This window comes from Paenibacillus sp. 01T422 (assembly GCF_056398785.1).
Genome location: NZ_JBFTQB010000869.1, coordinates 1 through 2739, shown reverse-complemented (window position 1 = coordinate 2739; position 2739 = coordinate 1). Strand labels below are relative to the sequence as shown.

Annotated in this window: 3 protein-coding genes; all 3 read right to left on the bottom strand. The window is 42.0% G+C overall.

What is annotated here, in order from left to right:
- On the bottom strand, positions 1–233 hold a 233-nt coding region (locus AC1DUA_RS32675; RefSeq protein ID WP_477503697.1), incomplete at its 3' end, for an ATP-binding cassette domain-containing protein.
- Complete coding sequence (locus AC1DUA_RS32670; RefSeq protein WP_477503696.1) at positions 230–1354, bottom strand: ABC transporter permease; 1125 nt, start codon at positions 1352–1354, stop codon at positions 230–232. The genes AC1DUA_RS32670 and AC1DUA_RS32675, both read right to left, overlap by 4 nt.
- 66 nt (positions 1355–1420) lie before the next feature.
- A complete protein-coding gene (locus AC1DUA_RS32665) occupies positions 1421–2737 on the bottom strand; it encodes a sensor histidine kinase (RefSeq protein WP_477503695.1) in 1317 nt (438 codons plus the stop codon).
- Positions 2738–2739: the final 2 nt, after the last annotated feature.

The following is a 2739-nucleotide window of genomic DNA, read 5'->3' as shown; positions in this document are numbered from 1 at the left end:
TGCTTGCTTTTGCCAATGATCGATTCTCCGTCGAGTAGAACATGGCCACTCGTTGGTTCAAGAAGCGCTCCTGCTATGGATAGAAATGTACTCTTTCCCGAGCCAGAAGGTCCCATCACAGCAACCAGCTCACCTTCAGCTACCTCAAGGTTCAGCTCATCCAAAATCGTCCGTTCAATACCACCATCTTCAAAAGTACGTGTAATCGCCTGTAATACAAGTCTGTTTCTCATGCTGCTGTCCTCCCAATCGCATCCAAAGCGTCAATTTTAGCGACCTTCCACACTGAAAATAATGAGCCTGCAAGAGACATTAGTACAAAGGACAAACTAGTAAGTAACATGGTGGACAAACCTAATTGAAATGGCATAGAGCTTGGCAATACGGCCTCAAACAACTGTACCAGCAGGACGCTAATAACCAAACTACCGACAGATAAGACCATAACTTGCATCGTCACACTCCTAGCTAAATAGGCAGTGCGTGTACCGATCGCTTTCAAGATACCAAATTGACTGGTTTTCTGGATCGTGATGACATAAAAGAAGACGGCCAGAACAAAAGCTGAAATAACAAACAAGAATACAATCATCATCATAAGAGAGCCTTGCTCTTCTTTGTATCCAGGAATCGCAGACACGGCCTCAGACTTCGTTATAACCTCAGTTTTAGGCAGCGCGGCCTGAAGATCCTTAACGTTCTCGTTCGAGCTTTTAACAGCAATCGCATTGTAAACTTGACTATCTGCTGATTTATTTCCTGGACGGGTAAGTGTCTGCGTCTGAAGACTAAGCCAGTCCTGCTTATTTAGAAACACAGCCGGTGTATGGCTGAATGACTCGTTTTTCACAAATCCGTTTACAGTCCATTTTGTTCCTGAGGCTTGATCAACAATAACTGTGCCTATTTTGACGCCAGAATCAGACATTGTTTGATCAACGAGAACCTTTCCTTTCATAGTATCCGAGAGGGGTGAACCTTCTGTTACTGTTGGGGCTAGCCAGCCATTGCTATTAACCGCGAGAAGAGTAACATCAATTTTCTCCGTACCGTCAGATGGAATAACCGTAGTCATTCTCACACCAAGTGGCTCTGCATTCTCTTCTCCTACTAGTAAACCAGCTTTTTCTAACACATTTTGATCGACTTGAGACCTCGTGAAGCGGTGATTAGAATCCTGTTCCAAGATAAAATGAGTTGCCGTCATATTCTTAACAGAAGCCGCGTTATCATAAGCTAGACCCTGTGCAAGACCAGTGACAAACAAGACAAGAAATGAAACAAGCACCATAATAGTAGCGATTAATGTATACCGAGCCTTGGCAAATCTCATTTCTCGAATAGCTAAATACATGTTGCTTCCCTCCTTCGTAATAACTAAAGTATAGGAAGCGAAAATGAACGGCAAATGAATAACAGATTACATCTGAGGGAGAGTTACCGTAAAGGTGGTTCCGTTAGACGAACTGGCTACCTCAACACTTCCCTCATGAACTTGAACGATTTTCTTTACAATCGATAGTCCAAGACCCGCTCCTCCGGAAGAACGCTCACGTGCACGATCTACCCTATAGAAGCGGTCAAACAAAAAAGGTATATGCTCCGACGCAATACCATCACCTGTATCCTGAATGTATATTTTACAATAAGAGTTTATCCGTTCGGCACGGATATCAATACTACTTCCCTTTGGTATATGTGTTACTGCATTACCAATCAAATTCATCCAAACTTGCATAAGCAGCACTTCATCGCCATAAAGTTGCAGCGTTTCGGAGATAGACAACTTGACCAGCAGCTCCTTCTCCTCAATCTGCCATTGCAGAACTTGAACAGCTTGACGAATTTGCCCTCGTAGTAGGAATGTTTGCTTATTTACTGCTTCTTGCCCTTGTTCAAGTGACGAAAGCAAAAGCAGTTGCTTGCTTAGCATAGATAAATGGCGACTCTCTTTCTCAATAATCGATGCATAATGCTTGCGTTCATCCGTTGGAAGTTCGCGATCTGCGAGTACCGTTGCAAATCCTTGAATTGACGTTAGTGGTGATTGAATTTCATGTGAGACGTTGGATACAAATTGTTGACGTGCTTGATCAACTCTGTCCAATTCATAGCTCATTGTCATGAAATGTTCTGCCAATTGCCCTATTTCATCACGTCTATTGATAAGTAGCTTACTATTATAATTTCCTTGGGCAATTCGTTTTGTCGCATCTGACAGACGTGTAATTGGCTTGACTAAATAGGTTGTACTGATTAAGAAGAGTAGGATGCTCATGACAATTGTGAACAAAATAATTAGGGCAAAAAATATACGCAATTCACCAAATTGTAGAATCACATCTGGACGCATGAATAGGGCATAATTTCGATCGCTTCCATGAACAAGAACACCTACTGTATTGCTCATACGATTATCAAAAAAACCAGAAATAAAAGGCTTGTTCGGAAAGTTTGCAACACCATGATACAAATTACCGCCGAGGACTAATTCTGTCATGTGATTGTCCAAATCATGCTCGCGAAATTCACGTCCATAGAAGGTATTGTTTCCTTGACCATCCGTCAAATATATTTGATAACCTAGTGCCGCGGYATTTTGCAGATATACATGTATGTCATCAGATTGTTTCTCCGCGTACTGCTTCATTTGTTCCGCAATGCCAATCAACTTCTCGTCGTTGTATGGTTTAAGTTTTACATGATAGTACATGTTGGATCCGAGAAAGCCGATTATAC